Source organism: Streptococcus sp. 2022WUSS037, assembly GCF_044427225.1.
Lineage (GTDB): Bacteria > Bacillota > Bacilli > Lactobacillales > Streptococcaceae > Streptococcus.
Window position 1 is genome coordinate 56146 of the sequence record NZ_JAOTGJ010000005.1, and the last position, 24124, is coordinate 80269.

The 24124-nt window shown below is 41.4% G+C and carries 36 protein-coding genes, 1 tRNA gene and 1 pseudogene; 32 read left to right on the plus strand and 6 right to left on the minus strand.

Going from position 1 to position 24124, the window contains the following annotated elements; all coding sequences use genetic code 11:
- Positions 1–184: 184 nt before the first annotated feature.
- The 3 genes and pseudogenes from ODU55_RS03655 to ODU55_RS03665 all read right to left on the minus strand — a co-directional run bounded on the left by ODU55_RS03655 (position 185) and on the right by ODU55_RS03665 (position 2725).
- A complete protein-coding gene (locus ODU55_RS03655) occupies positions 185–832 on the minus strand; it encodes a type II toxin-antitoxin system PemK/MazF family toxin (protein ID WP_398581909.1) in 648 nt (215 codons plus the stop codon).
- Between the two features lie 13 nt (positions 833–845).
- Positions 846–1629: pseudogene (locus tag ODU55_RS03660) on the minus strand (XRE family transcriptional regulator).
- 481 nt (positions 1630–2110) lie between these two features.
- Positions 2111–2725: a hypothetical protein gene (locus ODU55_RS03665; RefSeq protein ID WP_029188637.1), complete on the minus strand. Its 615-nt coding sequence runs from the start codon at positions 2723–2725 to the stop codon at positions 2111–2113.
- A gap of 58 nt (positions 2726–2783) precedes the next feature.
- Between ODU55_RS03665 and ODU55_RS03670 the strand changes: the two genes are divergently transcribed.
- Positions 2784–2924, plus strand: a complete 141-nt coding sequence (locus ODU55_RS03670; protein WP_100881860.1) for a hypothetical protein — start codon at positions 2784–2786, stop codon at positions 2922–2924.
- Here ODU55_RS03670 and ODU55_RS03675 read toward each other — a convergent pair.
- A complete protein-coding gene (locus ODU55_RS03675; RefSeq protein WP_029188636.1) occupies positions 2921–3145 on the minus strand; it encodes a DUF2188 domain-containing protein in 225 nt (74 codons plus the stop codon). The genes ODU55_RS03670 and ODU55_RS03675 overlap by 4 nt on opposite strands.
- 138 nt (positions 3146–3283) lie before the next feature.
- Here ODU55_RS03675 and ODU55_RS03680 point away from each other — a divergent pair, with 138 nt between their 5' ends.
- Both ODU55_RS03680 and ODU55_RS03685 read left to right on the plus strand, forming a co-directional pair.
- Positions 3284–3466, plus strand: a complete 183-nt coding sequence (locus ODU55_RS03680) for a helix-turn-helix domain-containing protein (RefSeq protein ID WP_029188635.1) — start codon at positions 3284–3286, stop codon at positions 3464–3466.
- Between the two features lie 6 nt (positions 3467–3472).
- Positions 3473–3694 carry a helix-turn-helix transcriptional regulator gene (locus ODU55_RS03685; RefSeq protein WP_029188634.1) on the plus strand — a complete coding sequence of 74 codons (222 nt, stop codon included), beginning with the start codon at positions 3473–3475 and terminating at the stop codon, positions 3692–3694.
- A 119-nt stretch (positions 3695–3813) separates the two neighbouring features.
- On the opposite strand, the gene ODU55_RS03690 is transcribed toward ODU55_RS03685, so the two are convergent.
- Positions 3814–4068, minus strand: coding sequence for a hypothetical protein (locus ODU55_RS03690; protein WP_029188633.1), 255 nt, complete (start codon positions 4066–4068; stop codon positions 3814–3816).
- A gap of 181 nt (positions 4069–4249) precedes the next feature.
- On the opposite strand from ODU55_RS03690, the gene ODU55_RS03695 reads away from it, so the two are divergent.
- Entirely contained in the window at positions 4250–4450 is a 201-nt protein-coding gene (locus ODU55_RS03695) for a helix-turn-helix transcriptional regulator (RefSeq protein WP_029188632.1), read from the plus strand.
- Positions 4451–4575: 125 nt separating this feature from the next.
- Here the strand turns inward: ODU55_RS03695 and ODU55_RS03700 are convergent, their stop codons facing one another.
- Positions 4576–4797 carry a hypothetical protein gene (locus ODU55_RS03700; RefSeq protein WP_029188631.1) on the minus strand — a complete coding sequence of 74 codons (222 nt, stop codon included), beginning with the start codon at positions 4795–4797 and terminating at the stop codon, positions 4576–4578.
- 513 nt (positions 4798–5310) lie between these two features.
- Here ODU55_RS03700 and ODU55_RS03705 point away from each other — a divergent pair.
- The 28 genes from ODU55_RS03705 to ODU55_RS03840 all read left to right on the plus strand — a co-directional run bounded on the left by ODU55_RS03705 (position 5311) and on the right by ODU55_RS03840 (position 24123).
- On the plus strand, positions 5311–5475 hold the full coding sequence (locus tag ODU55_RS03705; RefSeq protein WP_153308834.1) for a hypothetical protein: 165 nt from the start codon (positions 5311–5313) through the stop codon (positions 5473–5475).
- The gene (locus ODU55_RS03710; protein ID WP_398581910.1) at positions 5475–5618 is read left to right on the plus strand and encodes a hypothetical protein; all 144 of its coding nucleotides are present in this window, start codon (positions 5475–5477) and stop codon (positions 5616–5618) included. The genes ODU55_RS03705 and ODU55_RS03710 overlap by 1 nt, the downstream gene beginning before the upstream one ends.
- Positions 5618–5944: a hypothetical protein gene (locus tag ODU55_RS03715; protein WP_398581911.1), complete on the plus strand. Its 327-nt coding sequence runs from the start codon at positions 5618–5620 to the stop codon at positions 5942–5944. Before ODU55_RS03710 ends, ODU55_RS03715 begins: the two co-directional genes overlap by 1 nt.
- Positions 5944–6177 carry a hypothetical protein gene (locus ODU55_RS03720; protein WP_398581912.1) on the plus strand — a complete coding sequence of 78 codons (234 nt, stop codon included), beginning with the start codon at positions 5944–5946 and terminating at the stop codon, positions 6175–6177. The genes ODU55_RS03715 and ODU55_RS03720 overlap by 1 nt, the downstream gene beginning before the upstream one ends.
- Before the next feature lie 85 nt (positions 6178–6262).
- On the plus strand, positions 6263–6568 hold the full coding sequence (locus ODU55_RS03725; protein WP_398581913.1) for a hypothetical protein: 306 nt from the start codon (positions 6263–6265) through the stop codon (positions 6566–6568).
- The gene (locus ODU55_RS03730) at positions 6568–7725 is read left to right on the plus strand and encodes a DUF2800 domain-containing protein (protein WP_398581914.1); all 1158 of its coding nucleotides are present in this window, start codon (positions 6568–6570) and stop codon (positions 7723–7725) included. The genes ODU55_RS03725 and ODU55_RS03730 overlap by 1 nt, the downstream gene beginning before the upstream one ends.
- An 11-nt stretch (positions 7726–7736) precedes the next feature.
- A complete protein-coding gene (locus ODU55_RS03735; protein ID WP_024390779.1) occupies positions 7737–8297 on the plus strand; it encodes a DUF2815 family protein in 561 nt (186 codons plus the stop codon).
- A gap of 353 nt (positions 8298–8650) precedes the next feature.
- The gene (locus ODU55_RS03740; RefSeq protein WP_398581915.1) at positions 8651–8818 is read left to right on the plus strand and encodes a hypothetical protein; all 168 of its coding nucleotides are present in this window, start codon (positions 8651–8653) and stop codon (positions 8816–8818) included.
- Complete coding sequence (locus ODU55_RS03745) at positions 8818–8988, plus strand: CopG family transcriptional regulator (protein WP_398581916.1); 171 nt, start codon at positions 8818–8820, stop codon at positions 8986–8988. Before ODU55_RS03740 ends, ODU55_RS03745 begins: the two co-directional genes overlap by 1 nt.
- A 175-nt stretch (positions 8989–9163) precedes the next feature.
- The gene (locus ODU55_RS03750; RefSeq protein ID WP_398581917.1) at positions 9164–9394 is read left to right on the plus strand and encodes a hypothetical protein; all 231 of its coding nucleotides are present in this window, start codon (positions 9164–9166) and stop codon (positions 9392–9394) included.
- Entirely contained in the window at positions 9394–9753 is a 360-nt protein-coding gene (locus ODU55_RS03755; protein ID WP_398581918.1) for a hypothetical protein, read from the plus strand. The genes ODU55_RS03750 and ODU55_RS03755 overlap by 1 nt, the downstream gene beginning before the upstream one ends.
- Positions 9750–11672 (plus strand): DNA polymerase, encoded by a 1923-nt coding sequence (locus ODU55_RS03760; protein WP_398581919.1) that lies wholly within the window; start codon positions 9750–9752, stop codon positions 11670–11672. Before ODU55_RS03755 ends, ODU55_RS03760 begins: the two co-directional genes overlap by 4 nt.
- Before the next feature lie 3 nt (positions 11673–11675).
- Positions 11676–14054 (plus strand): phage/plasmid primase, P4 family, encoded by a 2379-nt coding sequence (locus ODU55_RS03765; RefSeq protein ID WP_398581920.1) that lies wholly within the window; start codon positions 11676–11678, stop codon positions 14052–14054.
- A gap of 385 nt (positions 14055–14439) precedes the next feature.
- Positions 14440–14697: a VRR-NUC domain-containing protein gene (locus ODU55_RS03770; protein WP_398581948.1), complete on the plus strand. Its 258-nt coding sequence runs from the start codon at positions 14440–14442 to the stop codon at positions 14695–14697.
- On the plus strand, positions 14684–16033 hold the full coding sequence (locus tag ODU55_RS03775) for an SNF2-related protein (RefSeq protein ID WP_398581921.1): 1350 nt from the start codon (positions 14684–14686) through the stop codon (positions 16031–16033). Before ODU55_RS03770 ends, ODU55_RS03775 begins: the two co-directional genes overlap by 14 nt.
- 278 nt (positions 16034–16311) lie before the next feature.
- The gene (locus ODU55_RS03780; protein WP_398581922.1) at positions 16312–16644 is read left to right on the plus strand and encodes a hypothetical protein; all 333 of its coding nucleotides are present in this window, start codon (positions 16312–16314) and stop codon (positions 16642–16644) included.
- On the plus strand, positions 16637–17149 hold the full coding sequence (locus tag ODU55_RS03785) for a DUF1642 domain-containing protein (protein ID WP_398581923.1): 513 nt from the start codon (positions 16637–16639) through the stop codon (positions 17147–17149). The genes ODU55_RS03780 and ODU55_RS03785 overlap by 8 nt, the downstream gene beginning before the upstream one ends.
- 210 nt (positions 17150–17359) lie before the next feature.
- On the plus strand, positions 17360–17548 hold the full coding sequence (locus tag ODU55_RS03790) for a hypothetical protein (protein ID WP_398581924.1): 189 nt from the start codon (positions 17360–17362) through the stop codon (positions 17546–17548).
- Positions 17545–17808, plus strand: coding sequence for a helix-turn-helix domain-containing protein (locus ODU55_RS03795; protein WP_398581925.1), 264 nt, complete (start codon positions 17545–17547; stop codon positions 17806–17808). The genes ODU55_RS03790 and ODU55_RS03795 overlap by 4 nt, the downstream gene beginning before the upstream one ends.
- A gap of 1 nt (position 17809) precedes the next feature.
- On the plus strand, positions 17810–18229 hold the full coding sequence (locus ODU55_RS03800) for a DUF1492 domain-containing protein (protein WP_398581926.1): 420 nt from the start codon (positions 17810–17812) through the stop codon (positions 18227–18229).
- Between the two features lie 121 nt (positions 18230–18350).
- Positions 18351–18424 (plus strand) — tRNA-Arg (locus ODU55_RS03805).
- 84 nt (positions 18425–18508) lie between these two features.
- Positions 18509–18943, plus strand: a complete 435-nt coding sequence (locus ODU55_RS03810) for a terminase small subunit (protein WP_398581927.1) — start codon at positions 18509–18511, stop codon at positions 18941–18943.
- The gene (locus ODU55_RS03815) at positions 18927–20213 is read left to right on the plus strand and encodes a PBSX family phage terminase large subunit (protein ID WP_398581928.1); all 1287 of its coding nucleotides are present in this window, start codon (positions 18927–18929) and stop codon (positions 20211–20213) included. Before ODU55_RS03810 ends, ODU55_RS03815 begins: the two co-directional genes overlap by 17 nt.
- Positions 20214–20223: 10 nt before the next feature.
- Positions 20224–21732, plus strand: a complete 1509-nt coding sequence (locus tag ODU55_RS03820) for a phage portal protein (RefSeq protein WP_398581929.1) — start codon at positions 20224–20226, stop codon at positions 21730–21732.
- Entirely contained in the window at positions 21713–23224 is a 1512-nt protein-coding gene (locus ODU55_RS03825; protein ID WP_398581930.1) for a minor capsid protein, read from the plus strand. The genes ODU55_RS03820 and ODU55_RS03825 overlap by 20 nt, the downstream gene beginning before the upstream one ends.
- Positions 23211–23357: a hypothetical protein gene (locus tag ODU55_RS03830; RefSeq protein WP_238715949.1), complete on the plus strand. Its 147-nt coding sequence runs from the start codon at positions 23211–23213 to the stop codon at positions 23355–23357. Before ODU55_RS03825 ends, ODU55_RS03830 begins: the two co-directional genes overlap by 14 nt.
- Positions 23358–23573: 216 nt before the next feature.
- Positions 23574–23777, plus strand: a complete 204-nt coding sequence (locus ODU55_RS03835; RefSeq protein WP_228377546.1) for a CopG family transcriptional regulator — start codon at positions 23574–23576, stop codon at positions 23775–23777.
- A 115-nt stretch (positions 23778–23892) separates the two neighbouring features.
- Positions 23893–24123 carry a hypothetical protein gene (locus ODU55_RS03840; protein ID WP_024395064.1) on the plus strand — a complete coding sequence of 77 codons (231 nt, stop codon included), beginning with the start codon at positions 23893–23895 and terminating at the stop codon, positions 24121–24123.
- The last annotated feature ends 1 nt before the right edge of the window (position 24124 follow it).

Consider the following 24124-nt stretch of genomic DNA (forward strand, 5'->3'; position numbering starts at 1 on the left):
TCAAGCTTTGGTCGGCGGAGAGTGTGGGGATTTTTTTGTTTTTTTGTAAAATAGCAAAAAAGCAGCCATGAAAACATGACTGCCGTACGGTATGGGACTAAATCCCGAATGTAAACTTTATGAGGCTTTACCTCTAATACAGTCATATTTTATACTTTTTTTTGATTTTTGTAAAGTATTTTGGTTAGAAATACAATTCTTTAACTTTTGCGTTGATGGCGTCAAGAGTTTCTGGTGATACTTTTATCTTTCCTACAGGGTCTAAGGGGTTCTTTTTGAGTATCCTATCTTTGCTAATGGTTTGTAGGCTGTCGCATTTTGCGAATGATTGCTTGAGGTATTTACCATAGTAGTCGATGACTTCTTTTAGATTTGAAATAGTGATTTGGAACTCTTCACTTGAAGTGTTTTCCTCAGTTATCTTCTGTTCTAGTTTAGCAAATTCTTTGTCTATGTACTTAAATGATTGTTGACCAATTATTTCTTGTAACGGAACAGTGTTGTCATTTTCTTTGGAAGTGATTGGGATGACTGTCAATGTCTTTTTGTACGGTGAATCTGTTTTATCAAGTACTATAGCCCAATGATTATTTGACAACTCTCCACCAACGTTTACTCCAAATTCAACAAAGACTAGTGAACCACGATTAAACTTCCAATATTTCCTTTTGGGATTTTCTGCCTCGTAAAGATACTGCTCTGATTGTCTTTTGACAGCAGGGGCTAGGAAGCGGTATTTGGTGGAGGTGTGTTTTGCCTTGCCAAGTTTGTATAATTTTTCTACTTTGATGTAATTCTGTTTGGCATTCTCAAAGTATGGATTTTCTTTCATAAAAATCTCCTCTCTACCTCTCCCTATACACCTCCACAACCTCGCCGATTGTTCGCATGTTTTCTGTGAATTGGATGTCGTCGTAGTCTGGGTTGAGGGACTCTAGGCAGTCGCTTTTTAGTTTCTTGACATAGTTCTCTCCGTCTACTTGGAAGATGCCGATTTTGTTTAGGTCGACTTGGTCCTTTAATTTGATAAAGAGGAAGTCGCCGTTTTTGATTTTGGGTTCCATGGAGTGTCCGACGACTACTGCGACGGTGTCATACTTGCTTTTGTCTGGGATTTCGTCTGCGTAGAAGTCTACCATAGTGTCATAGTCATCCTCTTGCCAGTAGCCTGTACCTGCGGATACTTTACCAGGTACGGATAAGCTGATACGCTTTCTAGCGTCGTATTCTGCACGTTTTTCGGAGATGTCAATGATTTTTCCCTTGCTCTTCGGCTAGAAGCGTCTCAGAGGTCGCTAGGAGCTTATTCTTGCGTGTGTCGTTGAGCTTGGAGTAGTTGGACAAGAGAATGGCTTGCCGTGGGTCGAAGTTGGGGAAGGGGATGGAAGTAGTGATTGTGGATTTTTCTTCTTTAAATGTTGTATCAATATCTGATTTTTTAATACCAAAAAAATCTGCTAATTTCTGTATCACTCCGAATGACGGAGCACTTCTTAATTTCATGTAATCCGTCATTGTGCTAGGAGTAATTCCGACCTCTTTAGCAAGTTCTTTTTGAGTGATACCACGCTGTTTTCTATAATAGGTAATATTTTCAGCGATAATTTGCATTCGCTTTTTTTCATCCATATTAATTACCTCTCTATCATTTTATAACCGTATTATATATCATTTTTGATAGCTTATCAAACAAAAATACGAAAAAAACTTATTTTTTTGATATTTGGGGTTGACAATACGAAATTTTCGTATTATAATTAAGTCAAGGTTAAGGAATTAACCGAATCAAAACAAGGAGGAACAGCAAATGGTGGACATACTAAAAAGCCTAAAACCAGAAGAACTCGGCACAGTTCTAATAGTCCTAGGCTTAGTAAGAGAAGCTCGCTTATGGCACAAACAAGTGCTTGAGCACAAGCGGAACTTACAAAATAAAGATTAAGAGCTAGGGGCGAAAGCCCCAACCTCTTATTTGAGTATACCACCATTTGCCAAAGAATGCAATGATCTATTGGTTAGCTGGTTTGTTGGTTTTGTCGTTTGTGATACGGCAGATTGTGAAGTGGAGGAAGAAGAAATAAAGGTGGAAAGGGGGAGAGTAATGTGAGTTTTACAAACTTTCTTCTGGCAATGGTTCTATTTGAACTTTCAGGGGTTTGCTATGCGTTTCTAGTGATAGGTATCTGGGACCGATATAGTTTTTCATATCCTCATCAAAATTTTTCAAAGTGGCTGATGATATGTCTGGCAAGTTTAGCTCTTTTGATAATTTGGCTCCTTCTTGCAATAGCTCTCGTATGATGTATTCGTAGAGTTCTGACGCTCTTTGGGCGAAATGTTCGTAATCGCGATCATACTCTTCGCCGACATACATCATAGTAGCAGTCACTGAATTGTGAGTATAATCAGAATAACACATAGCAACTCGCACTGGTAATTTCTCAAAATTTTCCATCAATAAATCTGACAAAGGGTCTCTTCCGCCCTGAGTGTACGCAGGGAATGCGACTTGCCAATAATAACTTTTTTCCATAAAGTTAGATGCGTGAAACCATTTTAACAGCGGAACGTATAATGAGAGATAAATTTCTTTCTTGTGTTCATAGTTAGCTTGTTTTAACTGAGTTTTCCTACCTAACCAGTTAGATATAAAGATGGAAGTAATTGAGACAACAGCTGATATCCCAGCTGCAATTAGAGGGATTACGAGAGTTAAGTTATTCATATTTTTCTCCAATCGTTTTTACAAACATTATACCAAATTTAGAAAGGGGGGTGGGAAGGTGAATGAAATCCTGAATGCCGAAAAATATACCTCATTGGTCGTAGAGACGGAAGAAGGTAAAAAAATAGCAGAAATCACTTTAACGGAAGCGATTCCTGCTGAAGGCTATGTAGTTCGACTAACGCCAAAATATGATTAACCTTTAGGTGGGTATGGGTCGTTACCATATGAATTGCGTTCACGTATTTGTCCATTTGGACGATGGATAAACAGTTCTGAACCTTGGTTCTTAGCGATGTCACGGGCAATCTTTGCGGCTTCTGCTTGCGTGGCTACGTGTTTGGTTGCACGACTATTGCCAGCGCCTTTGACATCCCAACCACCGTTTTTATTCGGAACGACGTGTTGGTTTTTCGCCATATCTTTCTCCTTTCTATCAAAATTTTATGAATAAAAGATGTTGGGTTATTCATATCAGTATTATACAACAAATGCACAATATGTAGTGTTACAATTTTATTTCATTTCTATATATTGTGCATTACAGAAAGGAAGTTTATGTGGGAAGTGTTAAAAATACATCTGAAAAAAAGGCAGATGACGATAATTGACTTGTCAAAATTGACAGGTATACATAGAAATACAATCCAAAATATCCGAAATGAGCGAATTTCATTTCGGAATATGGTTAAAATCGCTGACGCTTTGGATGTCAGCCTGGATGAATTTAGAAAGGGGTGAGGGGTATTGCAATGGACATTGGAAGCGATGCGAATTAACAAAGGATTGACACAGCTTGAGCTTGCTGAAAAATTCGAAGTCTCAAGTCAGACCATTGCGAGATTGGAAAAAGATAGCTCAGATATTGGCTATCAACTTCTAAAAAAATACATGGATTACTTTAATGTGAAATTTGATGATATTTTTTTAGGTAAAAAATACGAAAATTTCGTAAACCAACCGAACTAGGAAGGAGGAAGACATGAGACCGAAACGGTATCCGTATAGACAAAAATTAAAAGAACCTGCTAATAAGCAAGTTCTGAGTTCCAAGAACGGAAAGCTATCTGTACTTCTGAATCAGGCTGTTATTCAGTTTCAAAAGTAAAAACTTGTTTACCGTTTTCTGTAATTAGAATTGGTTTACGATTTGACCATAACTCTCTTGTTTCAGAGTTTGAAAGCACTACTAAACCATTTTTACAAAAATTTATTGCTTGAACCATACTGTTTTCATCCTCGCCTGCAACGATTGTGTAATCAATTTCAGACCTAAATTCTACTGTTGCTTGACCTGTGATGATTGTACGGTGTTTCAGAAATGTGACTAAGTGTTCAGACATATTATTCTCCTTTCTTTAATATTTGACGCACAGGAGAAAATCACTTGATTTGGTAGTTAAAGTTGGATTTATTTTCCTGATTGTCATGGGTAGATGGTATCAAATATATATAGAAAGGTCTATATATAGAAAAAATATCAGTCTAAAGACGGATATAAGACTATATGTAGTGGTTGTTTAAGTGTGGGGAAAAATTGAAGAGTTGGCCAATCGCAAAGGATTAACTATTTATGCTTTAGCTAAGAAAGCAGGTATCAATTATACGATGCTAGCTGAGTTGAAATCAGGAAGAAAGAAGGACATGATGTTTAGCAATGTTGTTAAAATCGCTGATGCATTGGGTGTCAGCACAGAGGAATTTAAAAAGCAGGAAAAGGGCTGAACAAACTTACCAGCTCTGCTATAGAAAGGGGAATGACATGAGACCAAAACGGTATCCGTATAGACAAAAAGAGCCTACCAAGTTGATGGTAGACCCTAAGTTGAAAGCAAGACTTCTTCGTGATTCTAGTCTTGTAGAGCGTTTACTAGCTGAGCCAGTAATGCGACTGTGGTGTCAACGCTGAACTTGTGTCCAGCAATGACGCTGTTTAGGATAGCTTGTTTGATTTCTCTGTCAATTGGGGAATCTTTCAGAATATCATTCAAGCTATCTTCGATATGAGGAATGCTGTCTTTGAATGTTTCTTTAGCAATTCTAGAAGTGTCCTCAATAGTTAATTTTGCCATACTATTCTCCTTTCCGTGTTGATATGTCAATTATATCACGGAGAGGAGCCCATCCAGTTGCCTTGGGCTTGCCAGGCAACACCAGTTGATTGATGCCTTATACCTCCTAATTTTATTTTATTAACCAAAAAGACCTGGCAGGTCTTGGGGAGCTGGATGGGTGAAAAAAAGCCACTGCGGGAACAGTGGATTACAAAATTATTCGCATAAATTATACCATACGAAAGCGAGGTTTGACAAGATGGATGACATTGCCGAAAGCCTCATATCACGATTTATCAGTCAGCTAAAGGTTCGACTGGTAGAGGTATTTGAGGTATTTAACCTAGAACTAGCAATGCCTTTGCTGCTTAACAGTAAGCAATGTAAGAAGTTGCTAGGGATTATAAACGAATCGGAATTCCAGAGAGTGTCACACTTAAAGGATTTTCCACGAATTGAGAAGAAAGGTTCGCACCCGCGATTTCCACGAGATGCAGTTGTGGCGTGGATGCGGGAGAATTGGAGATTATTATGACAGAACTATTTATTATCGGCTTTATTGCCATGACAATGGTAGCTTTTACAGCTATCGGATATGGGTTTTATTTGACTTATAAACTCAACACATTCAGATATAGTCAAAAGGACGCATATAACTTTCTGAAAGAACAACGTAGAAAGGCAGGATTCATGTAATGAAAGAAACAATGGAAATCAGTGTTGAAGAATATATTCAACTTCGAAACAAGGTAAATGACTTACAGACAGAGAATCGATTTTTAAGAACGATTGTTGATTCTGTGGCAATTGTGATGAAGAATAGTGGGATGGTGAGGTAATGAATAAGTTAGAAGAGGTAAGAAAGTATTTTATTGAACACCCACAGTCGACAATGTCTGACTGTGCTAGGGAGACGGGGCTTGACTATGACACTGTCAAAACTTATGTTTGGCGAGATACCAACAGAGGTGTCCTATTCAAGGATGAAGGTGGAAAAATTAGCTACGCTTATGAATTTCCTGAGAAAGCAACAGACACTCCTGCTAAACAGGTCGCATGGGCTATGGTTGAGATTCTACAAGACCGTGCGAAATCGGCAATTGATGATGAAACGCTTTTGAGATTTTCAAAAGAGATTAGATTATACATTCCGGAGTTGAAGTAATGGAAGAGATGTTGAAGTGTGCAGAAAAGTACCTAGTAGATCAACTCTACATTATTGATAATGAATATCTTAATTATGATCTTGACTTAATTGAACATCCGGATTGGGAAAATCTTAGAGATTGGGTGGTCGTTGATAATCCTCGATATGTAAAAGGGGTTCATGATAACCCATACTATCGGGCAGAGATTGCCAATGATTTAGATTATGTAAGGAAACTTTTAGGGAGGTGATGACATTGCAGGCATTAAAAAAGACGGCCTGAGATAGACCGTCACACACTTACAAACAAATTATAACATAGATAGGAGTAAAAGAATGATTGAATTAACATTTAAGGGCAATTCCCTAGCAGAAGTATTTGAAAGTATGAAGGCGGCACTTGCTGGAGAGCGAGTCGCTGAAAAAGCTGAGAGCGTCCAGCAGACTGAAGTGGTAGAAGAAGTGGTTGAATCAAAGCCCTCAGTTACGCTTGCTGAAATCCAGTCTCTGACCAAGGCTAAGTTGGAAGAAAAGAAATCTGGTGCCATCAAAAAGCTTTTGGGTGAGTTTGGCGTTTCTAAAGTTGGACAAGTGGCTGAAGAGGATTACGCTAGCTTCTATGAACGATTGGGGGAACTGTAATGCCTGTAGAAAATCACGCACTACTTTCCGCATCGAGTGCACATAGGTGGCTTCATTGCCCTATGTTGCCACGATTAGAAGCGGATGAGCCTAGCAGGGACACTGTATATACGCAAGAGGGAACAAGTGCCCATGAGCTTTCAGAAATCAAGCTCAAGTACAAGTCTGGAAAAATCAAGAAACGTGAGTATAACAAGCTCGTCAAAGAGTTTAAGAAAACTGCCAGCTTCTACGATGAAGAGATGGAAGAGATGACAGAATACTACACAGATTTGGTTATGGAGCGGTTCAACGCTTATCCGAACGCTGACATGGAGCTTGAGAAGCGAGTTGATTTCTCGGACTGGGTGCCGAATGGTTTTGGTACATCGGATGTCGTTATTTTAGCGGACGGTGTAATTGAAATCATTGATTTGAAGTATGGCAAGGGCGTTCCTGTTTCTGCCAAGCTCAATCCACAGATGAGCCTGTACGCCTTAGGAGCTTATGCGACTTATGACATGGTATATGATTTTGACAAGATTGTCATGACCATTGTCCAACCACGCTTAGACTCTGTCAGTACGACAGAAATCTTCGTCGAAGAACTGCTTTACTGGGCAGACAACTACGTACTTCCAAGAGCCTCACAGGCGGAGATTGGGATTGGTGATTGGGACCTGAACGCTGAAATCATTAAGTGGTCGCCAGTAGCCGCTAAGCTAGTCCCGTGGGCACAGCAGAACTGGGAGATTATTGATAAGCACGACTTCCAAGAGCCTGTCTATCTGTCTGATGAAGCCTTAAAAGAAATTCTGGATAAGGCTAGCGACATCAAGAAATGGATTGAATCAGTAGAGGCCTACGCCCTCAAACAAGCCCTAGATGGCAAAGAGGTATTGGGCTACAAGCTTGTAGAAGGTCGAAGCAATCGAATGATCACGGATAAAGATAAAGCTGCAGACATCCTACATGACAACGGATTTGACGATGAAATTTATAAACCAAAAGAACTGCTCGCCATGGGAGCACTTGAGAAGCTCATTGGCAAATCGCTCTTCACGGAGCTTCTAGCTGAGGTGATTGATAAACCTCAAGGTAAACCCGTCCTTGTCGCAGAGAGCGATAAGAGACCAGCATTAAATAGTTTAGAACAAGCAATTAAAGATTTTGAATAGGAGAAACAATTATGACAGTAACACCAGCAACTACAAAAATTATCACAGGTAAAGTCCGCCTTAGCTACGTAGCTCTTTTGGAAGCAAAAGCATTCGAAGGACAAGAAGCGAAATACTCAACTGTGATTCTCATTCCGAAAGAAGATACAGAAACAATCAATCGTATTAAGAAGGCTCAAAAGGCAGCCTATGAAGCGGCTAAAAATGACAAGCTCAAGGGCATCAAGTGGGAAAAAGTGAAAACTACTCTTCGTGATGGTGATGAAGAGATGGACACGGACGAACACCCAGAGTATGCAGGGCACATGTTTATGTCTGTATCAAGTCGTACGAAACCACAGATCATTGACAAGTATAAGAACCCTGTTGACTCTGCCGATGAAGTCTACTCGGGGGTATACGCTCGTGTATCTTTGAACGCTTATGCTTACAACACCGCAGGAAACAAGGGTATCTCTTGTGGTCTGAATAACGTTCAAATCTTGGCAAAAGGTGATTACCTCGGAGGTCGTTCGTCTGCGGATGCTGACTTCGATGAGTGGGAAGATGACGAAGACGACGATATCTTGTAAGAAGTAAAATATAGTCCTTTGAAAATTGAATATGGGTGCGTTGGAAAAAGTTTTTTCAAAAAAATAAAAAATGCATTGCAAAACTATTGACAAAAGCAATGCAAAAGTATATAATGAGTATGTAAGGTTGAGATAACCTAACAAATCCAACGGAAAGGAAACGGAGCTATGCGACGTCAGAAGAAGGAACGGAAAAAGCCCTCGTTAACAGATATTATCGCAATTATCACTGTGGTCATTGAGATAATCAAACTGTTAAGAGAGCTGTTCTAAAACAACAACGAAGCCAAGGGGCGAAAGCCCCTGACGGTTTCGTCTACTCTGATTATAGCATAGCTCCAAGAGACTAGCAAATGAAGTTATTGCAAAAGATAGCTATCGCACTGATAGTGTTAGCGACGCTGAATGTCCTGCTTGCTTTTTTCAAGGGCAGAGAAGATATTTGGTATTTTGTAGACCGTATTGCTGATATTGGTATCTACTTCACTTTATTCTTGCTTGCTGGTAAGGACAAGGAGTGATGTCAGCAAAAATGGGGCGACCTGTCAAAGGTTCTGAACCAATGGACAAACAATTAGTTGTCCGAATGACCGAAACAATGCACAACAACATTACTGAATACGCTGAAAAAAATGGTATTGGTAAAATGGAAGTTGTAAGAAAAGCGGTCGAAGAATTTTTTGGCAAATAAAAATAGCCCTAACGTGCTTTAGTTTGGCGACCGAACACGTTAGAGCGAACAACGCACCCATATTCATACGAAAATAGGCACGTTTTGATTATATCATAGCGTACCTGTTTTCAGCAACCCAAAAAAACAACAGGTACGCTTTTTGTGTACTCTCAATTCAAAGGAGTATTTTATTATGACCATTCGGGAAGAATTAGAGATTTACGAACAACTGGACTATCAAGGACACTACGAAGAAGAATACTTTCTATCAATACATCATAACCTTTCGGCAAATGAAAAGCGTGATTTATATTGCTATCTATGCCATGCCATGTCCGAAGGTTTTTCATTGATAGATGCTTGCTCTAGAATTTTCCTTGTTGGGCGAACAGTTGGAATTAGATTGGAAAGGGGGAAACGCTGATGAGTAAGAAAGCATTTGATTTAGTAGACTACTTAGCAGAACATCCGTCTGTTTCAGCAGAAGATATTGAGAAACAGTTTGGGTGGGCGAAGGGGTCTGGGAAGACTGCCCTGCACCGTATGAAGCGAAAAGGTTTTATCGCCTATACTTGCAAGAAAGGCTTGTATGAAGTAGAGATTTTGAAAATGCCTGATACTTCTACGCTTGATTTAGAAAGTCTTCGCAAGGAACAGCAAGACGCTTATTGGGAAATTTATCACTATATGCGAGATTTATTGCTGGCCGATATTGATGCCAACCTGTTGAGGGCTAAAACAGATGCTGCTAGGGTTGCGATGAAGGCGTTAAGTAGAACATGAGACATCTCAACATAGATATTGAAACTTATTCCTCAAATGACATTAAGGACGGTGTCTACAAATACGTAGACGCCCCCGATTTTGAGGTCTTACTCTTTGCCTATTCGCTGGACGGTGGTCCTGTTGAGTGCATTGACTTGACAAGGCAAAACCTGCCAGAAGAAATTAAAAAGGCTATCTTCTCTGATGATGTGCGTAAGTCTGCTTTTAACGCCCAGTTTGAAAGAGTCTGTCTAAGTAAGCACTTTGATGCACCCTACTACCTAGACCCTAGCCAATGGCGGTGTACGATGGTACACGCTCAAGAGTTGGGATTGCCTTCAAGTCTTGAGAAATGTGCCAGCTATCTCAATCTAGCCCAGGAAAAAGATACAGCGGGTAAGAATCTGATTAAGTATTTCTCAGTACCCTGTAAACCTACCAAGGCGAATGGCGGAAGAACTAGGAACCTACCCGAACACGATCCAGAGAAATGGCAGATGTTTATTGACTACTGTAAGCAGGACGTTGTCGTTGAGATGGCGATTGCAGAACGGTTGTCGGTCCTGCCTGTCGCTGATAGAGAATGGGCTTACTACACAGCTGATCAGCGTATTAATGATAGAGGTGTGGCACTTGATACGGAATTGGTAGAGTCGGCTCTCTACTGTAAGGATGTCAAGATGGACATGCTCTTTGAAGAGCTAAGGTCCACAACAGGTCTTGGCAATCCAAACAGTAGGGCCCAGCTTCTACCGTGGTTAAAAACTCACGGATACACTGCTGATGGTCTAACCAAGGCAGATGTGCAGAAAGAGCTTAAAACCGCAAGCGGAGAGCTGAAGCGGGTCTTAGAGCTGAAACTACAAACAGCTATGTCTAGTCTAAAGAAATACGAAGCCATGAAACGTGCCATGTGTTCAGATGGTCGAGTCCATGGGTTACTACAGTTCTACGGCGCAAGCCGAACTGGTCGCTGGGCTGGTCGAGTGGTGCAGGCCCAAAACCTCGCTAGAAACTATCTCAAGGACCTAGATGACGCTAGGAACTATGTCAAGGCTAGGGATATAGACGCTGTTGAAATTCTATACGACAGTCTGAATGATACGTTGAAACAGCTTGTCCGCACGGCTTTTGTGGCAGAAGGAGATAAAGAGTTTTATGTTTCTGACTTCTCTGCTATTGAAGCCCGTGTTATCGCTTGGTATGCAAAGGAACAGTGGCGTTTGGAAGTATTCTCTACCCACGGAAAAATATACGAGGCATCAGCTAGTCAGATGTTTCATATCCCGATAGAAGATGTGGATAAGGAACTGAGGCAGAAAGGAAAAATCGCTGAACTCGCTTTGGGTTACCAAGGTGGTCCTGGGGCCCTTAAACAGATGGGAGCTCTTGAGATGGGAGTGGCTGAGGAAGAACTTCAAAGCTTGGTAGATGACTGGCGAAGAGCTAACCCTGGTATCGTCCAATTTTGGAAGGATGTGCAGACAGCTGCAATCAAAGCCCTTCGGACTAGAGCGGTGATAAAGCTCGGTAGATTACGATTTAAGTATTCAAAAGGCTTTCTACTGATCCAGCTCCCAAGCGGAAGGCAGTTAGCTTACGCTAGGGCGAAGTTAGAAGAAGGGGACTATGGACCTAAGTTAACCTACGAGGGTCAGGGAGATAAGGCTTACTTCACAAAACAGGAAACCTATGGCGGAAAGCTGGTCGAAAACATTGTACAGGCAACCGCAAGAGATATTTTAGCTGAGGCTATCATACGATTAGAGAAGAACGGATATCCAGTTGTCTTTCACGTACACGATGAGTGTATTGTGGAGGCAAGAGATACAACGATTGAAACTATAAATGAACTAATGGCACAGGCTCCTGACTGGGCAGACGGATTACCGCTGAACAGTGAGGGCTACGTGACCAAATACTATAAGAAGGATTGATGAATGGAACAACCAAAAATTAGACATGCCCCGCGAAAAGAACTCCATTTGTCTGTGGGGGCATCACGAACAGCTAAGTCGTGGAAGAATATCACTCTGACATGGGAAGAGCTAATTGAAAGATTAGGCAATCCGACTGTGACACAGGAAACTTTTTCGGACTACCAGAAGATGTCACGTACTGAGAAAGGACGTGTGAAAGATGTCGGTGGCTTTGTTGGCGGCTGGCTCAAGCAAGGAAGACGCAAAAATGAGAACGTGCAAAGCCGTTCACTAGTTGCCCTTGATGCAGATAGTCCCAGTGATGATTTTCTGGATAGATTGGACCTGCTGGCTGACTACGGTTATGTGCTGTATAGCACACATAGCCATAGCCCCAAAGCTCCCAAATACCGTATAATCATTCCGACCGATAGGTTGATGTTGCCAGATGAATATGAGCCAGTAGCTCGCTATTTAGCTAATCAGCTGGGCATGAAAAACTTTGATGACACGACCTATCAAGGTGTGCGACTCATGTACTGGTCTAGTCATGCAAGAGATGCGGACTTTGTTTTTAAGGTCAATGATGAGAAGTTTGCTAGCGTTGATGACATTCTGGCTACTTTTCCAGACTGGAAGGATTCAAGCTTTTGGCCAGAAAGTCCTACTCATGCAGTCCGAAGAAGTAGAGAGGCTAAGAAGCAAGGCGACCCCTTATCTAAGAAAGGGCTTGTCGGTGCATTCTGTAGGACCTACGATATTAAGCAAGCTATTGCTGAGTTCTTGCCAGAGGTTTATGCCGAAGGGTCAACTCCTGACCGATATACCTACATAGAGGGCTCTACCGCAAATGGCCTTGTGTTATATGACGATGTCTTTGCCTATAGCCACCACGGGACTGACCCTGTGGGAGATACTCTGGTTAACAGTTATGACTTGGTAAGAATTCATAAGTTTGGGGACTTGGACGGAGATGCCAAAGACGGCACTCCGACTAACAAACTTCCTTCTAGCAAGGCCATGAATGAGTGGGTGGCAGACTTGCCAAACATCAAAGCTGATTTGATGTCAGAGGCTATCGGAGACTTTGATGAGGAATTGCCTGTAGAAGATGATAGGAGCTGGCTAGAAATTGATGAGCGTGGAGAGGCTGAAGTAAACAGCTATCTTCTAGCTCAGCAGATTTTAAGAGAAGTTCCTGTTTGGTATGATGGGCTGGAGTTCTTACGCTATGAGGCTGAAAAAGGTATCTGGATTCCAAATGCGGAAGACTACCTCAGAAGTTACATCGCAACTAAGAAACTGGTTAAAATCACGAAAATCAGACACATCAATGAGACGATGGCAGCTATTAAAGCCTTGGCCTTTTCCAAAGAAACGTTTGAGGAAAGTGATGTCAATAAGATTGTCTTAGCGAATGGTGTGTATGATTTACAGACCGACAGCTTTGTTGGTCAGTTCGACCCGACCTTACACGCTAGGTCTAGTCATCCTGTCGAATATGACCGCGGGGCTGATTGTCCGACCTTTATCGGTTTTATCGAAGAGGTGGTTGGAGCTGAGAATGTTGATTTTATCTTCGAGTGGTTCGGCTACAATTTCTATCGCGAATACACAATTCAGAAGATGCTATTCGTTCAGGGTGTTGGGGGAACTGGTAAGTCAACGATTATCAATATTCTCCGAGCTATGATTGGGGCGGATAACTATTCAGCTGTCACGCTTCAGTATCTTATGCAGGAGAGATTTGCGAAAATAGGGCTCTATCGGAAAACAGCTAACTTTGATACTGACGCAAAGCCTCAGTATTTGGCAGACGGGGCTACCTTGAAGATGCTAACTGGTGAAGATAGCATCCACGCAGACAGGAAGAACAAGGAGCCGATAACGTTCTACAACTATGCAAAGCTGTCATTTGCCATGAACGAGCTTCCGCCAATGCGAGATTTCAGCGGGGGGCTTAAACGGCGGATGATGATTCTTGAGATGAACAAGGTTTTAACCGAGGAAGTCAAGAAGATGTATCCGCTGGATCAGATTATGGCTGAGGTACCTGGTATCTTCAACAGGGCGATGGAAGGGCTTAGGCAGGCATTAAATAGACGAGATTTTAGCATCAGTGCAACTATGCGAGAAAGCGTCGAGAAGTGGGAAAAAGGCAACGATGTTGTTGCTATGTTCCTTGAAGATGAATGCGAGATTGGTCCTGATAAGAAGTCAGCCGTCTCAGAAGTCTATCCGACCTACAAGCAATATTGCATAGATTCGGGATACAAACCGTTGGCTAAGAACTCCTTTAATCAGAGATTGGTGGAGCTGGGTTATGAAAATAAACTAATAAAAATCGGCAAAAAACCAGTCCGTTCATGGGTAGGGTTTTGTCTAAATGACGGTTTTTAGAGGTAACAAAATGGTAACAAAAATGGACTACATACAGAAAAGGGTAACAAAGTAACAACTTTTTTCAACTGACAAAAATTTTCTGAGTTCAAAATTTCTGTTACTTTGTTACCATTCTAGCGATATTTTAGGAGTTTTAGTTTATCTTTTGTTACTTTGTTACTTTTTCGTTACCTATCTCGTCCCAGTCACACCAAGGGTTTAGGGGGTGCTGGTAACAAAGTAACAACTTTTTTCTATTAACTTAAATATAAATAAAATAAATAATATATATAAAAGACATATATAAGACACACGTATATATAAAAAGAAAAAATAAGTTGAAAAATTTTGTTACCCTAATTAGTGATATTATTTTGAGGTAAAATTAAAAACTGAAAAAGATATTGAAAATTATTTGAAAAAGAAATGCACAGGGCTGTGCTTAAAATTCACGAGCCCAGGAACGATAGGAGTGCCTGACAGGATTGTTGTGTTGTCTGAAGGGATATTTTTCGTAGAAGTCAAAGCCCCTGGGAAGAAACCAAGACCGAGCCAATTGTCAATGTTTAAAAAATTGGAAAGGCTAGGACATAGAGTCTGGGTTGTGGATTCGTACGAGTCCGTGGATAGAGCACTGGAGGAAATGCATGAAGTTACATGAGTATCAGGAATATGCACGGGACTGGATAGTAGAACACCCTTCGTGCGGACTGCTGCTTGACATGGGGCTTGGAAAAACTTTAACAACCTTATCTGCAATTGATGAGTTGAAAAATGTGTTTGGAGAGAATCATAAAATCTTGATTATCGCACCTAAGAAGGTTGCAGAAGAAACGTGGTCGACGGAAATCGAAAAATGGGAGTTTGGGTTGACCTATTCAAAAGTCTTAGGAACAACCAAGCAGCGAATCAGGGCTTTGGAGGTAGAAGCGGATATCTACCTGATTAACCGCGAAAATGTTGTTTGGCTTGTGGACTACTACAAGACAAACTGGCCCTTTACTTTCGTGGTGGTGGATGAGCTTTCCAGCTTTAAGTCCAGTAAGTCGAAACGATTTAGGGCGTTACGAAAGGTCCGTCCAAAAATGGATCGTTTCGTAGGACTGACTGGAACTCCTGCACCAAACAGCCTTGTGGACTTGTGGCCACAAATCTATCTGATGGATAGAGGCGAACGGTTAGAAGTCAGCCAGACAAGATACAAAGAGAAATATTTCATCCCCGACAAATACAACGGTCCGATTGTATACAGCTGGGTCATTCGTCCTGGTGCAGAAGAAGCCATCTATCAGAAGATAGGGGATATCTGCGTCAGTATGAAAGCCAAAGACCACTTGAAACTTCCGCCTAGGACAGACAATATTGTTCCTGTCAAGCTGTCCAACATGAAAGTCTACAAACGGCTAGAAGCTGACTTGGTCTTGGAGTTCAAAGATAAGGAGATTACTGCAGCAAATTCGGCGGTGCTAGCCAACAAGTTATTACAGATGGCTAATGGGGCTATCTACGATGATGAAAAAGCCGTAGTTTCCATTCATGACGATAAGCTGGATGCACTAGAAAGTATCGTGGAGGATAGCCAAGGCCAGCCGATTCTGGTGTTCTATCAATACCAGCATGATCTGGAGAGGATTAAGAAACGCTTTCCACAGGCTGAGGAACTGTCGTCGGTTGATAGGTGGAATCAAGGTAAAATCCCAATTTTGCTTTGCCATCCGCAGTCAGCAGGGCACGGCTTAAATTTGCAAAAAGGTGGGCATATCATCGTTTGGTTTGGGTTGACATGGTCCTTGGAATACTATCAACAAGCAAATGCACGGCTTGATAGGCAGGGGCAAACGGAGCCCGTTATCATCCATCATCTTGTGGCAGAAGGTACAGTTGATGAGAAGGTCTTACGAATTTTGCAAGGCAAAGAGAAAAAACAAAATGCCTTACTGGAAGCAGTGAAGGCACAGATTGGATCGCACGCGCATCCGAACACAAAAAAAGCGTAAGTGAAAATTCTTACGCTTTCCGCCACCATGATTTGGTGACCTTCCAGTTCCCACTCCTTTCTTTGCATTGTACCACGCAAGCGTGGTTTTCCAATGCGAAAGGAGGTGGTAACGTGGAACAACTAATTCTGGTTCTAATTCTACTATATCTTCTCACAAATAGCAAGGAGAAGTAGGCGGAAAGCATAACCGCCCTGAAGGAATCCCTTCAGGGCGGGTCTCAAGGGGGCTAGAAAGCCCGTGCGATAGCAAGAAAATAAATAGAAAGAGGTGACGCTATGAAAGGAATTAAGGTAATTGATGTTGGTAGCAACCCAGAAGAAACACAATTCGGAACGTGTGAGCTTTGTTTTAGTTACGGTGTGGCAAGTGATCCGTACATCGTTTTGGAATTTCCAGATGGAACTCAGGTTACGCATGACACATATTATTGGGATTGGGGATATTATTGGGAGTGCTACGTAGATAATGTCGTTGATTTCTCTGCATGGTTGAGCGAGCAGGATTTGACAGATGAAGAGGTTGAATATTTAAAAGGTGGTGGCACGCATGTGTTGCTTGAATTGATAAATGAGTATAACTACCGAGAAAGGGAGGAAACAGATGAATAAGCAGGAAGCGATTGAAAGGATAGAAAGTAGAGCATTTAACATTGAAGATACTGATTTAGTTGTTGGTTTAAGTTTCACGAAGAATATAATCAATCAGATTAACGAACAACAGAAGGTTGTTATACCGAAGTTTGTGGCAACGTGGATTGAACACTGCAAACAAAGTAACCTAGATTTAGATAATGCTATGAGATACACAAGGGTAAACAATGCAGAAACAGGCGTGGAAGAATGGATTTATGAGAACCAAGAAACCTTCGCCCGTGCTTGGTTAGACGGCTACGAGGTCGAGCAGGAGCGGTTGTATACAGTTGAGATACCGAATCCGCATGCTCCTATTAAGTGTCATTCGAGATTAGCTAAAAATTATAAAGGTAAAGTTGTTCTAGAGGTGCAAGATTGGTTAAATATAACCGAATCATACAAACTCACCGAATCCGAAATCAAACAGGATTTCGAGTGGGCGTGGGATGCAGGGTTCTATGAACCTGTGGAGGTGGAGTGATGGCTGTTTGGGGAGTTTGTTTTTACTGCAGGCAAAAATACCAAGTCTACGGACCACAACTTTTTTGTAGCAAACGATGTCGAAAAAAATATTATCAAGCAAGCTCTAAATTTTGCCCTGTTTGCAATAAAGAATTTCAACCAAAAGGAAATCAAAAATTTTGTTGTAAAGAACACCGAATTTTATATGGTAAAAGGAAGGAGGCAACCGATGACTAACGAAAAACTAGGTGTGCTACTAACAAGTAAGGTAGGTACGTTCGAGTATGTCAGTAGAAGATTTACGATTAAGCAGTCTTATTTTAGTGATTTTGTTAAGGAAAATGCCTACAGATGTACAGAGGAAGAGGCAAGAAAAGATTTCCCACAATTCAGATGGGTAGCGTTGGAGGACCTATGACCACAGCAGATAAAATCAAATACATCCTGCAAAAGACAGGATGGACGAGAGACCAATTTGCGACCGAAATGGGTGTGACGAAGCTGTCTGTCTACAAATGGCTAGACGGACGACCACCGAGACAACGCATGTTGGATAAAATAGACGAGCTATACGAGCAAACTAAAGACACAAAACCTAAAGTACTAGCACAACGTGGCAAGATACGTATTTTGTATCCGTATTATAGCCATCAAAGACAGCTGTGGGAGAGGAGGTAAGATGCGGACGATTAAAGCAAGACTGAAATCATTGAGCTTGGTTGATAGCAAGATTAAATCTAAGCGATTAGAGATTGCTAGTCTACGCTCTGGTATACTGACTGCAGTGCAGTATACTGACGAGCCTAAAAGTGGCTCGCAGAAAAATAGCTCAGAGGAACTAAACGCTCGAATCATTGATCGGACAGAGGAAATCTATCAAGAGATTGAGCGTATCTACGATGATAGAGATAAGCTTGTCAAAGCGATTGATAGTTTAGAGGACCCGCTGCAAAGTCAGATATTACGACTTAAATATGTCAATGGGTATAGTTGGTCGAAAATTAAGCGAGAACTACCCATGTTTGCAGAGAGTACAATATTTGAGTATCATGCCAAAGGTCTCAAAAATTTAGAAAAAGTCACAGAGTTTTCGGAGTAATCCAGAGTTTTACTGTGCTATTATGATAACATCAGATACCGAGAAGAGATAAACGTTAACATTTCAGTCATTGTCAATTGACAGCCAATCTCCTTATACAATCGAACTCGGTATCTAAATCGGGAACATAGCTCAGCTGGATAGAGCATTCGCCTTCTAAGCGAACGGTCGCAGGTTCGAGTCCTGCTGTTCCCATTCACTGAATTGGTAGTTCGGGTTGGAGATTAAGTCACACAATCGTGTGGCTTTTTTGTATTTTCGTAGAAAGGTGGTAGAAAATTGAGCAAATTAACGCTTAAACAACAACGTTTTGCAGATGAGTATATCATCTGTGGAAATGCGACAGAAGCCGCAATTAAGGCTGGGTATGCACCAAAGGCTGCTTATCAAACAGGAGCCGAAAACCTCAAAAAACCTCAAATCAAATCGTATATCGACGAAAGACTTGAGGAACTAAAATCAGAAAAGGTTGCTGATCAACAGGAAGTGCTTGAATACCTCACATCGGTCATGCGGGGTCAGACTCAGGAACAGACCTTGTGTAGTATCGGAGAGCTTGGTCAACAGGTTATTGATATCGACGTTGGAGCCAAGGATAGAATTAAAGCTGCTGAACTGATTGGTAAGCGGTACGGTATCTGGACCGATAAACAAGAAATCACGCAAAAAAATATTGAAATCGTAGTAGGTGATTGGGATGCTGACGAAGACTAGACCTAAATTAAGCATTCAAATCTCAATCCCGTATCCAAGCAGGGTCTTTAACAAGCACATCTACGACAAGCTCTACGACTACTCGACCTTTACCGAAGTTCATTATGGTGGCGCTTCTTCGGGAAAAAGCCACGGGGTCATCCAAAAGGTCGTTTTTAAAGCTTGTCAGGACTGGAAACATCCTCGTAAGATTCTATTCTTGCGCAAGGTCGGGGCCACGGTCTACGATTCGATTTTTGAGGATGTTAAGCAATGTCTTGACTATTTTCAGATTCTAGATAAGTGCAAGGTCAATAATTCAGCCTATCGGATTGAGTTGCCAAACGGTGCTCAATTTATTTTCAAAGGCTTGGATAATCCTGAGAAAATCAAGTCTATCAAAGGCATTTCGGATGTGGTCATGGAAGAAGCGTCTGAGTTTACTTTGGATGACTACACCCAGCTTACACTACGCTTGAGGGATAAGAAACACAAAATGAAACAGATTTTTCTAATGTTCAACCCGGTATCCAAGGTTAACTGGGTCTACAATGCATTCTTTGTCAAAAAACCTAAAAATACCGTTGTCTATCAGACGACTTATAAGGACAATCGTTTCTTGGATAAAATAACTCGTGAGAACATCGAAGAGTTGGCCAACAGAAACGAGGCGTATTACAAGATTTATGCCCTTGGCCAGTTCGCAACACTGGACAAGTTAGTCTTTCCAAAGTACGAGCGTAAGCTACTCAACAAGGATAACATGAGGCATCTGCCGTCCTATTTTGGTCTAGACTATGGATTTATCAATGACCCGTCGGCATTCCTGCACGTCAAGATTGACGATAAAGCTCGCAAGCTCTATATTGTCGAAGAATACGTGCGGAAGAATCTGACAAACGACAAAATCTCTGAAGCAATCAAAGACCTTGGATATGCCAAAGAGGAAATTAGGGCAGACTCAGCCGAAAAGAAATCCAATCAGGAATTAAGAAACTCGGGTATACCTCGGATCATTGATGCTAAGAAAGGTCCTGGGTCAGTCATGCAGGGCATCCAGTATATCTTGCAATACGACATCGTGGTAGACAAACGCTGTGTGAAGACCATCGAGGAGCTTGAGAACTATACTTGGAAGAAAGATAAAGCAACGAATGAGTATATCAATGAGCCTGTTGATAGCTACAACCACTGCTTAGATGCGGTTAGGTATGCAATCCAAGATAGGATTTACAAGCAGAAGAAATCACAAAAAGAAAGATTAAGAAACGCTGTTAGAGCTTTTCGCTAGGAGGTGAGAAATGGAAGTAGACTTTTTGAAAGGCACTCGTTTCGTTCAGTTGGCTAATCAGCAGATAATTATGCTGCAGGAAGATTTTGATGCAATTGAATGGGCCTCACAAGAGTGGATTGAACAACTACAACGGTACGTGTCAACCCACAGAACTAACCAGCTGCCTAGGTTGCAGGAGCTAAAGCGGTATTATCTGGGAGATAACAACATCAATTACCGTCCAGCTAAGACCGATGAGTATGCTGCCGATAATCGTATCTCAAGCGATTTCGCGAAGTATATTACTACTTTTGAACAGGGGTATATGCTTGGTCAACCGGTAGAGTATGAGAACGCAGATGAGGAATTGTTAGCTAAAATCAAGGAATTCAGCGACCAGAACAACGAAGAGTACCACAATGTACTCATCAAGAAAGATTTATCAATCTACGGTCGTGCTTACGAATTGATTATGCCTTACCGGCAGGATGATAAGTCACAGGTCGTGGTGAAATTGTACAAATTTGATCCAGAAAAAACTTTTGTCATTTACGATGACGGATATGATAAGCAGTCTCTCATGGCAGTTAATTACTACAACATTGACTACGGCATGGGTCATAAAAAATCCATTATCAAGGTCTATACGGCAGACAGAATCTACACTTATGTTGACGACAATCAGCAGGTTGTAGGTATGGCGTTGACCAACGAGGAGCCTCATTATTTGAAAGGTGTCCCTATCAATGAGTATAGCAACAATGAGGATAGGACAGGGGCTTTTGAAGCAGTCCTGGACAACATAGACGCTTATGACTTATCGCAGTCAGAACTGGCCAATTTCCAGCAGAATAGCAATGATGCTTTGTTGGTTATCATCGGCAATCCTCACACGGGTAGTGAGGAAGATTTTGATGAAGACGGAAAACTCAATCCCAATGGAGCTTTGGCGGTGACTAAAAGCTTTAAAGAAGCTCAAATCGTGTTACTTGACGACAATCCTAACCCGGACGGAGCTCAACCGAATGCTTTTTATTTGGTCAAGGAATACGATTCGGCAGGGACAGAAGCCTACAAAAAACGGCTTGTCGCTGATATCCTTCGTTTTACATTCACACCAGACACCAACGACGACAACTTCGCTGGCACGCAATCTGGTGTGGCTATGAGATACAAACTCATGGGCTCGGAGAATTACCGAGGGATGTCAGAGAAACTATTCCGCAAGGGATTGATGAGACGACTGCGGCTTGCGGTCAATGTGTGGGCAATCCGTGGCTCAGAAGCAACGAATTACGATGCAATTAACCAAACGAATATCGTATTCACGCCGAACCTACCTGCGAACGATAATGAGTTGATTGAGCAAATCAAGGCTTTGTATGGCGTTATCAGCGATGAGACCTTGTTCAGCCTGCTATCTTCATTCACAGGGGTGGACGCTGAAGAGGAGTTAAAACGGTTGAAATCCCAGGAGCCAGAAGAGGAGTCACAACCACGGATTGTAGGTGAGAAAGATGACCGAGAGTCACAATGATTATTGGCAGAAGCGGGTCGATGATATCTTTAAACATCAGGATATGACTGATGAAGTTTTTTTTAAGGAGCTATCTCGAATCTATTCCGAAGCTTCTACGAGCTTACAAAAGGACTTGTTTGAGTTCTACGGTAAATACGCAGAGGATAGCAAAATAAGTTTGCCAGAGGCACGAGAGAGGCTTTCTCGTGTTGATTTGAGTGACTACCGCGCGAATGTTGAGAGATATCGAAAACAGGCCGAGAAAGACCCAGAACTACTTCGTAGGATCAACGAGCAGTATATGTCGTCAATGGCAACCAGGATGGATGTACTGAACATGGAAGTTGTCTATAAAATGGGTGTACTAATGGGTATTTTGGAGAAGTCGTTCGAAGGCTATCTGCGTTCCTCGGCAGAGTATGCGTATCGGAAAGCCATGGGTGGCAGGTCAGGTAATATAAACGAACCAGCACTTAAGGAAATCGTTAAGACTCCGTTCAACGGATACAACTACTCCCAACAATTGTGGGGGCACGTTGATAACTTGGCCAAAGACTTGAAAGATACTCTCAAGCGGGGCTTCATCCGTGGGGAACATCCGAAGGTGCTTGCAAGAGATTTGAGTGTTCGGTACAAGGTTGCTAATCATCGCGCTGAAACTTTGATAAGGACCGACGGCACCTCGGTCATCAACAGAGCTACCGCTCGTCGCTATTTGGATGCAGGCTTAGAATATTATCGAATACTGGTCCACATGGATCATCGCACGACCGAAATCTGTCGAAAGCATCATGCGGAGGACAAGCGCTACAGGTTGGATGAGATGAAGGTTGGGGTTAACGCTCCGCCTTTTCATTTCAATTGCCGATCTGGTATTGTACCAGATGAGGAGGAATTGGGTGGCGAGAATGGCGAATTTCTGCTTCAGGAAGTGGATATTAAAATTTCGAAGAAAGACTCTGATAATGCCTATTCAGTTAATCGCGAGTTAGTTAATTCCAAAGCATACCATGACAAATTCGAAAAATTACCATTTTCAAAGAGTAGCAGAGAAGCCCTATATTCTAATGGTAAGCGTATTTTAGAACATCGAGATGGCACGTTTGGAGAGGATTTAGTTGTATTGGATTACCGAACTGGTAAAGTCTTGACCGAGAACGTAACGGCAACTGAGGGTGGCAAGGTAGCGTTGAATCGAGAACAATACCAGAGGGTTTTAGATGCTCCGCATGGTGTTGTTCTGTTGCATAACCACCCCGAAGGTCGTCGACTTTCTAAGAGTGATGTTTTTAGTGCGTTCAAAGAGTCTTCGGTTAAAGCTTCGGTTGTTGTAGGACATGATGGAGAAGTCTATTACATTTACGACATTAATCGCTTTATTTCACTTGATTTGGAATTTGAAAAATTATATAATAAATATAAGGAACTCGGATTGCCTGAAGTTGTAGCCAACAGTAGAGCAATGGACGAAATTTACTCCTTAGGAGTGTTCAAATATGGACATGAATAGACAGTTTTTAATCCACGATGATACTCCAGAAGCAAAGTTAGCAAGACTTTGCAAAGAAGGAGTCTATACAAAAGAGATGTTAGTGGCGTGGGGTTTTAGCTTGGAAGCTATTTCGGAGCTATTCCCAGCTTAATTTATATGATTTAATAGCACCTAGAGAAATCTAAGTGCTTTTTTGTTGCTGAAATTTTTTAAATTTTTTCGCATTTTTACCATTTTTGCACTTTTGAAGGTTTACAATCAAGGACATGATAGCTATCAATCACTGTCCTTTGAAAATTGAATAATATTTTGAAGTTTTTTTCAAAAACCTCTTGACTTTTTGTGGCACAAGCTATATTATATTGTTGTGGCACAGAAAGTAGGTGATGAAATGAGCCCACGAACAGGAAGACCTAAGAGTGAAAAACCACTTAATGTTGAAGTTAAGGCAAGAATTGACACAGAGTTAAATAAACAACTGGAAGATTATTGTCTACAAAAAAAGACCACTCGTACCGAGGTGGTCAGAAAAGGCATAAAGTTAGTTTTAGGTCTGGAAGAAAACAAATAACGCATAACTCCTCTCCGCCAAGATTGCAGTTATACGTTATCCCTCGAAAGAAACTCTTTCTGAAATCATTATATCAGAAACGAGCTTCTTTGTCATACCCAAAGGAGTTTTTATTATGACTAAAAGTGATGTATTGGATAACTACGAAGAGTTATTAAACTATACAGAAGAAGTGAGAAATAGCTTGTTTATCTTAGAGAGATGGCTGTCTAAGACGCATGATAATTACGATGCAACAGTGCTTCGTGAGGAGTACAGCGCACTTCTCAATCTTGCAACAAAACGGTTAGATAGTCTTATTTTTGAACATACAACAATTATCGAAAATGCAATGAAAGGAAACTAAT

Excerpts from the sequence above, each read along its gene's own strand:
- ODU55_RS03655 (WP_398581909.1), bottom strand. The coding sequence starts at position 832 with ATGAAAGAAAATCCATACTTTGAGAATGCCAAACAGAATTACATCAAA.
- ODU55_RS03665 (WP_029188637.1), bottom strand. The coding sequence starts at position 2,725 with ATGAATAACTTAACTCTCGTAATCCCTCTAATTGCAGCTGGGATATCA.
- ODU55_RS03675 (WP_029188636.1), bottom strand. The coding sequence starts at position 3,145 with ATGGCGAAAAACCAACACGTCGTTCCGAATAAAAACGGTGGTTGGGAT.
- ODU55_RS03680 (WP_029188635.1), top strand. The coding sequence starts at position 3,284 with ATGTGGGAAGTGTTAAAAATACATCTGAAAAAAAGGCAGATGACGATA.
- ODU55_RS03690 (WP_029188633.1), bottom strand. The coding sequence starts at position 4,068 with ATGTCTGAACACTTAGTCACATTTCTGAAACACCGTACAATCATCACA.
- ODU55_RS03700 (WP_029188631.1), bottom strand. The coding sequence starts at position 4,797 with ATGGCAAAATTAACTATTGAGGACACTTCTAGAATTGCTAAAGAAACA.
- ODU55_RS03705 (WP_153308834.1), top strand. The coding sequence starts at position 5,311 with ATGACAGAACTATTTATTATCGGCTTTATTGCCATGACAATGGTAGCT.
- ODU55_RS03710 (WP_398581910.1), top strand. The coding sequence starts at position 5,475 with ATGAAAGAAACAATGGAAATCAGTGTTGAAGAATATATTCAACTTCGA.
- ODU55_RS03715 (WP_398581911.1), top strand. The coding sequence starts at position 5,618 with ATGAATAAGTTAGAAGAGGTAAGAAAGTATTTTATTGAACACCCACAG.
- ODU55_RS03720 (WP_398581912.1), top strand. The coding sequence starts at position 5,944 with ATGGAAGAGATGTTGAAGTGTGCAGAAAAGTACCTAGTAGATCAACTC.
- ODU55_RS03725 (WP_398581913.1), top strand. The coding sequence starts at position 6,263 with ATGATTGAATTAACATTTAAGGGCAATTCCCTAGCAGAAGTATTTGAA.
- ODU55_RS03730 (WP_398581914.1), top strand. The coding sequence starts at position 6,568 with ATGCCTGTAGAAAATCACGCACTACTTTCCGCATCGAGTGCACATAGG.
- ODU55_RS03735 (WP_024390779.1), top strand. The coding sequence starts at position 7,737 with ATGACAGTAACACCAGCAACTACAAAAATTATCACAGGTAAAGTCCGC.
- ODU55_RS03740 (WP_398581915.1), top strand. The coding sequence starts at position 8,651 with ATGAAGTTATTGCAAAAGATAGCTATCGCACTGATAGTGTTAGCGACG.
- ODU55_RS03745 (WP_398581916.1), top strand. The coding sequence starts at position 8,818 with ATGTCAGCAAAAATGGGGCGACCTGTCAAAGGTTCTGAACCAATGGAC.
- ODU55_RS03750 (WP_398581917.1), top strand. The coding sequence starts at position 9,164 with ATGACCATTCGGGAAGAATTAGAGATTTACGAACAACTGGACTATCAA.
- ODU55_RS03755 (WP_398581918.1), top strand. The coding sequence starts at position 9,394 with ATGAGTAAGAAAGCATTTGATTTAGTAGACTACTTAGCAGAACATCCG.
- ODU55_RS03760 (WP_398581919.1), top strand. The coding sequence starts at position 9,750 with ATGAGACATCTCAACATAGATATTGAAACTTATTCCTCAAATGACATT.
- ODU55_RS03765 (WP_398581920.1), top strand. The coding sequence starts at position 11,676 with ATGGAACAACCAAAAATTAGACATGCCCCGCGAAAAGAACTCCATTTG.
- ODU55_RS03775 (WP_398581921.1), top strand. The coding sequence starts at position 14,684 with ATGAAGTTACATGAGTATCAGGAATATGCACGGGACTGGATAGTAGAA.
- ODU55_RS03780 (WP_398581922.1), top strand. The coding sequence starts at position 16,312 with ATGAAAGGAATTAAGGTAATTGATGTTGGTAGCAACCCAGAAGAAACA.
- ODU55_RS03785 (WP_398581923.1), top strand. The coding sequence starts at position 16,637 with ATGAATAAGCAGGAAGCGATTGAAAGGATAGAAAGTAGAGCATTTAAC.
- ODU55_RS03790 (WP_398581924.1), top strand. The coding sequence starts at position 17,360 with ATGACTAACGAAAAACTAGGTGTGCTACTAACAAGTAAGGTAGGTACG.
- ODU55_RS03795 (WP_398581925.1), top strand. The coding sequence starts at position 17,545 with ATGACCACAGCAGATAAAATCAAATACATCCTGCAAAAGACAGGATGG.
- ODU55_RS03800 (WP_398581926.1), top strand. The coding sequence starts at position 17,810 with ATGCGGACGATTAAAGCAAGACTGAAATCATTGAGCTTGGTTGATAGC.
- ODU55_RS03815 (WP_398581928.1), top strand. The coding sequence starts at position 18,927 with ATGCTGACGAAGACTAGACCTAAATTAAGCATTCAAATCTCAATCCCG.
- ODU55_RS03820 (WP_398581929.1), top strand. The coding sequence starts at position 20,224 with ATGGAAGTAGACTTTTTGAAAGGCACTCGTTTCGTTCAGTTGGCTAAT.
- ODU55_RS03825 (WP_398581930.1), top strand. The coding sequence starts at position 21,713 with ATGACCGAGAGTCACAATGATTATTGGCAGAAGCGGGTCGATGATATC.
- ODU55_RS03830 (WP_238715949.1), top strand. The coding sequence starts at position 23,211 with ATGGACATGAATAGACAGTTTTTAATCCACGATGATACTCCAGAAGCA.
- ODU55_RS03840 (WP_024395064.1), top strand. The coding sequence starts at position 23,893 with ATGACTAAAAGTGATGTATTGGATAACTACGAAGAGTTATTAAACTAT.